Raw genomic sequence first — 6,000 nt, forward strand, 5'->3', positions numbered from 1 at the left:
TGTCCAATAGCGAGGTTCTTATGACCTAAATCGGTAGATAAATCGTGAATGTGGTGTTGCCTGGCCAGCTTTCAACATCAATTTTCCCATTGTGTTGATCGATCAGGTTTTGAGAAATCGATAGCCCCAGCCCTGTTCCACCTTCTCGTCCGCTGACCATTGGGTAAAACAGCGTGTCTTTTAAATCATCGGGGATGCCCGGACCGTTATCGCTGATCTCAATACGAGCTGCGAGTTTGTGTCGCTGCCCGTGAATATTTGCTTGATGCACCGTTCTGGTGCGAATGGTGATTTTGCCAGAATCTTGAGTCTTTAGAATCTGCGCTGCATTGCTCACGATATTGAGCATCGCTTGTTCAACCTGTGCCGAATCCATCAAGATGTCCGGTAGGCTCGGGTCGTAATCCCTTTCGATGGCGAGCGTTGAACCCGATTCGAGCTCTACGAGCTGCCTGACTTTCTCAAGTATCTGGTGAAGGTTCTCTTCTGATTTAGTCCCCGGCTTCTGTGGGCCAAGCAGACGGTCGACTAATGCTCTTAAGCGGTCGGCTTGCTCAATAATGATCTGCGTATATTCATTAAGAGACTGATCAGGAAGCATTTTCCCAAGTAACTGCGCCGCACCTCTTAAGCCACCGAGTGGATTTTTGATCTCATGTGCTAACCCGCGTACCAGCAACTTAGCCGCTTGTTGTTGTGCATGTTGGTTGAGCTCTTGGCTAAGGCGTCTTTGCTGGTCTATCTTGCGCATCTCAACCAATAACAGCGTCTCTCGCTGCCAAGATATTGGGCTAACCGTGACTTCAAGCATCAGTGGGCGGTTATCAACAACGAAGGTAACGTCACTGTCGGTAATGCTCTGGCCACTTTGTAGCGGTTGCGTCAGAAGCGCCAAATCAAGTGAAGCGTGTTGGATAAGTTGGCTCAGTGGATGATCAACGATGCGTCGTGCGCTCTGTGAAAAGAGCTGCTCAGCGGCCGGATTGGCGTATCGGACATACAATTGCTCATCGAGCATCAATGTCGAAGTCACCATATTGTCGAGAATGGCGCTGGAAAGATGATGTGTATCTATGCTGTCGCTTTTGGCTGATCGATTCACTATTTCGTCCTTGAACTGGTGTTTTTCTCACTGCACCAAATTGGTGCGTGGCTAAGTTCAAGTATGGCGCATATCAACCAGAAGCTAAAGATAATTCATTAGAGTCGCTGAAAGCTGCTTCGATTAGGTGAAAAGTAGAGGTTATTTGGCCTCTTTTAACACATTGGCCTACTTGAGCGTCGCTCGATGTAAATACACGGTGACTGGACTAGTAGATGCAATAAGCTTGCCGCTTCTATGTGCTTGAATTGCAATGGTGTGAGTACCTCGATCGATACCTTTTAATTCCCAAATAGGCTGGGTCTGTGGGGCGCCATATCGACGGCCATCAAGCATCAATTGTAATTGCTCCCCAATACCAAGTTTTCGGTTGAGCTCTATCTGAATCGGGATTAAGCCGCGGTTGTTGCGAATGGTTTGATCATGAACTGGAGTCAACATGGTGAGGGCTAATTGAGTAGGAACCTCGCGCTTTGTGGTTTCGGTTTCTGCCTGAGTTTTGGCTGGCGTTGCCGTTTTAGTTGTAGAGGAAGCAGCAGCGTCAACCGGAGTTGAGGCCTCAAATTTAGGGGCGGGTGCTGAAGCTTGCACATCTGGCAGGCGAAGAGCCTCGGCATCTTGAGCGCTAGGGTTATCACTAAAGTGGAGCACGCCATCTTCATCTATCCAGGTATACACCGTTTGAGCAGAGCACGAGAGCGCGACTGTTAACCCGATTAGGAACAGTATGTTTTTCATATCTTTAGCCTCTTTTCACCGCTAGGTGATTTCACGTTTGGCGTTGGTTTTATTGTATTTAGCGCGACAGCCTCTGAGGGCTTTTGTCTAAGGTATGGTACGAGGAAGCGGGGGGAGGGAGAATATAAAAAAGGCCCGCCTGCGAGGCGAGCCTAATATTTAGTCAGCGATTCTTACAAGGTTGCAGTAAGAAATGGCTTATCTCTACAGGAGATTAAACTGAGTAGTACAGTTCAAACTCAAGTGGGTGTGTAGCCATGTTCACGCGTTGTACGTCGTCAGATTTCAGAGTGATGTAAGAATCGATGAAATCGTCAGAGAATACGCCGCCAGCTGTTAGGAACTCACGGTCTTCGCTAAGCGCTGCTAGAGCTTCTTGTAGAGATTCTGCAACTGTTGGGATTTCAGCTGCTTCTTCTGCAGGAAGGTCGTATAGATCTTTATCCATAGCTTCGCCTGGGTGAATCTTGTTTTTGATGCCGTCAAGGCCAGCCATAAGCATTGCTGAGTAGCATAGGTATGGGTTAGCTGCTGGGTCACCAAAACGTAGCTCGATACGACGTGCTTTAGGGCTTGGTACTACTGGGATACGGATAGAAGCAGAACGGTTACGTGCTGAGTAAGCAAGCATTACAGGTGCTTCGAAACCAGGTACAAGACGCTTGTACGAGTTAGTTGATGGGTTAGCAAACGCGTTGATTGCACGAGCGTGCTTGATTACACCACCGATGTAGTAAAGAGCCATTTCAGATAGGCCGCCGTACTTATCACCAGCAAACAGGTTAACGCCGTCTTTTGCTAGAGATTGGTGAACGTGCATACCAGAACCGTTGTCACCAACTAGTGGCTTAGGCATGAATGTCGCTGTTTTACCAAATGCGTGAGCAACGTTGTGTACAACGTACTTGTAGATTTGAGTTTCATCAGCTTTCGCTGTTAGCGTGTTGAAGCGAGTAGCGATTTCGTTTTGACCCGCAGTTGCTACTTCATGGTGGTGAGCTTCAACAACTAGGCCCATCTCTTCCATTACTAGACACATTGCTGAACGGATGTCTTGAGATGAATCTACTGGAGCTACTGGGAAGTAACCGCCTTTAACGCCAGGACGGTGACCTTTGTTACCGCCTTCGAAGTCAGAACCTGTGTTCCAAGCTGCTTCTACGTCATCGATCTTGAAGAAAGAACCAGACATGTCGTTTGAGAACTTAACGTCGTCAAATAGGAAGAATTCTGGCTCTGGACCAACTAGAACTGTGTCTGCGATACCTGTAGAACGTAGGTACTCTTCAGAACGTTTAGCGATAGAGCGTGGGTCACGGTCGTAGCCTTGCATTGTTGCAGGCTCAAGGATGTCACAACGGATGTTTAGTGTTGCGTCTTCTGTGAATGGGTCCAGTACAGCAGATGCTGCGTCTGGCATCATTACCATGTCAGATTCGTTAATGCCTTTCCAACCAGCTACTGAAGAGCCGTCAAACATTTTGCCTTCTTCGAAGAAGTCTGCATCAACTTGGTGAGAAGGAATAGAGATATGCTGCTCTTTACCTTTTGTATCAGTAAAACGTAAGTCGATAAATTTAACTTCGTTCTCTTGGATCAGGGATAGTACATTTTCTACTGACATCTTGGATAACCTCCAGTGTTATTAATTCGGTATTAGCTCGATTCGGTTGAAACTAGCATTGATTAATGTCTATAAGTGCATTAATCGATGCTGATTTATCTATAGCCAAAAACGTGCCAAAAAAATTATTCCATTAATTTCAATGATTTACTTGTTTTTCGGTTTTGCTTAATTTGGTTTTTGCACCAAAATGATCTCCGTGCGCACCTTATTGGTGCAATTGTTTGTCTGTGCACCAATATGAGACATAAGCGAGCACCATTCAGCAATGAATTGCCTAAGTTGTCAATCCACTTTTGTTATTTTGCGGGAGATTTGGTTCGCCACTCGCAGGTGATACTTTTTTAGAGTCCTACGAATTGGGCTGTTCAACACTGTACTGAATCAAAGTTAAGCGGATATGAATCGCTAATAAAGAAAAAAGCCCCGGTTCAGATCACATATTTCTGGGTTTTTGTCTAGAATCTGGTATATTATTGACCGTTTTTTAAATCAAGCTAGCGGTTATTATCCAAACTTTTGAGATAAGTGACGGCTACTTTTATGAGTGAATCGAGAATCCATGTCTACTCCACAGATTGATAAGTTAAGAAATATCGCGATCATCGCGCACGTTGACCACGGTAAAACGACTTTGGTTGATAAACTGCTACAACAGTCAGGCACTCTTGAGTCTCGTGGTGAAGCTGAAGAGCGTGTCATGGATTCGAATGACATCGAAAAAGAGCGTGGCATTACCATTCTTGCTAAGAACACAGCAATCAACTGGAATGATTACCGCATCAACATCGTAGATACTCCGGGACACGCGGACTTCGGTGGTGAAGTTGAGCGTATCATGTCTATGGTTGACTCTGTTCTGCTTATCGTTGACGCAGTTGATGGCCCAATGCCTCAAACTCGTTTCGTAACGCAAAAAGCATTCGCACACGGTCTTAAGCCAATCGTTGTAATCAACAAGATTGACCGCCCAGGCGCTCGTCCTGATTGGGTTATGGATCAAGTATTCGACCTTTTCGACAACCTAGGTGCTACTGATGAGCAACTAGACTTCACAGTTGTTTACGCTTCAGCTCTAAACGGCTGGGCAACAATGACTGAAGGCGAAACTGGCGAGAACATGGAACCATTGTTCCAAGCTGTTGTTGATACAGTAGACGCGCCTGCAGTTGACCTTGACGGTCCACTACAAATGCAAATTTCGCAACTTGATTACAGCTCTTACGTAGGTGTTATCGGTGTTGCTCGTGTTACTCGTGGTTCTGTTAAACCAAACCAACAAGTAACTATCGTCAATGCAGAAGGCAAAAAACGTAACGGTAAAGTAGGTACAGTTCTTGGTTACCTAGGTCTTGACCGTCACGAAGTTGAGCAAGCTAACGCTGGCGACATCATTGCAATCACTGGTCTTGGTGAGCTGAAAATTTCAGACACTATCTGTGACGTAAACAATGTTGAAGCAATGACTCCGCTTTCTGTTGATGAACCAACAGTAACAATGACGTTCCAAGTAAACACTTCTCCGTTCGCGGGTAAAGAAGGTAAGTTCGTTACTTCACGTAACATCCTTGAGCGTCTAGAGAAAGAACTAGTACACAACGTTGCACTACGTGTTGAAGAAACTGATAACCCAGATCGTTTCCGTGTTTCAGGTCGTGGTGAACTTCACCTATCTATCCTGATCGAAAACATGCGTCGTGAAGGTTTCGAGCTAGCTGTATCTCGTCCAGAAGTTATCATCAAGAAAGACGAAGATGGCAACCTAACTGAACCGTTTGAAACTGTGACTATCGACGTGCTTGAAGAGCACCAAGGTGGCATCATGGAAAACATCGGTCTACGTAAAGGTGAGCTAACTGATATGTCTCCAGATGGCAAAGGCCGTGTTCGCATGGACTTCATGATGCCTTCTCGTGGTCTTATCGGTTTCCAAACTGAGTTCCTAACTCTAACGTCTGGTTCTGGTCTTCTTTACCACTCATTTGATCACTACGGTCCTCACAAAGGCGGCGTAATCGGTCAACGTAACAACGGTGTTCTAATCTCGAACGCAACTGGTAAAGCTCTGACTTACGCACTATTCAACCTACAAGAACGTGGTCGTCTATTTGCTGAGCACGCGGATGAAGTATACGAAGGTCAAATCATCGGTATTCACAACCGTTCAAACGACCTAACAGTAAACTGTCTGAAAGGTAAGCAGCTAACGAACGTTCGTGCATCTGGTACTGATGAAGCACAGGTTCTTTCGCCACCTATCCGTCACACTCTAGAGCAAGCTCTTGAGTTCATCGACGAAGACGAACTAGTAGAAGTAACGCCAGTAAGCATTCGTATCCGTAAGAAACTTCTTACTGAAAACGAACGTAAGCGTGCAGCACGTCCAGCTAAGGCTTAATTGCCAGCTGACTAGCTTCTAGCTAACAAGCAATACGTTTTAGAATAAGTAAGAAAGCCCCGAGTAGCCTAGCTGCTCGGGGCTTTTGTTGTGCGCCGAGCATGGCGTTGATCTAGGAGGTGAAAGTCCTCTACGGGC

General features: G+C 46.0%; 4 protein-coding genes. 1 reads left to right on the forward strand and 3 read right to left on the reverse strand.

The annotated features are described in order from the left end of the window. Window positions 1-25: 25 nt before the first annotated feature. The 3 genes from glnL to glnA all read right to left on the reverse strand — a co-directional run bounded on the left by glnL (window position 26) and on the right by glnA (window position 3,464). Window positions 26-1,102: a nitrogen regulation protein NR(II) gene (gene glnL / locus AB6E30_RS17020; RefSeq protein WP_019826501.1), complete on the reverse strand. Its 1,077-nt coding sequence runs from the start codon at window positions 1,100-1,102 to the stop codon at window positions 26-28. A gap of 168 nt (window positions 1,103-1,270) precedes the next feature. Further along, window positions 1,271-1,840, reverse strand: coding sequence for a DUF4124 domain-containing protein (locus AB6E30_RS17025; protein WP_372104542.1), 570 nt, complete (start codon window positions 1,838-1,840; stop codon window positions 1,271-1,273). Between the two features lie 214 nt (window positions 1,841-2,054). Beyond that, window positions 2,055-3,464 carry a glutamate--ammonia ligase gene (gene glnA / locus AB6E30_RS17030; RefSeq protein ID WP_017059221.1) on the reverse strand — a complete coding sequence of 470 codons (1,410 nt, stop codon included), beginning with the start codon at window positions 3,462-3,464 and terminating at the stop codon, window positions 2,055-2,057. Window positions 3,465-4,026: 562 nt separating this feature from the next. Here glnA and typA point away from each other — a divergent pair. After that, a complete protein-coding gene (gene typA / locus AB6E30_RS17035; protein ID WP_017059220.1) occupies window positions 4,027-5,862 on the forward strand; it encodes a translational GTPase TypA in 1,836 nt (611 codons plus the stop codon). Window positions 5,863-6,000: the final 138 nt, after the last annotated feature.

The organism is Vibrio sp. 10N.247.311.12 (genome assembly GCF_041467515.1).
GTDB classification, from domain to species: Bacteria; Pseudomonadota; Gammaproteobacteria; order Enterobacterales; family Vibrionaceae; genus Vibrio; species Vibrio crassostreae_C.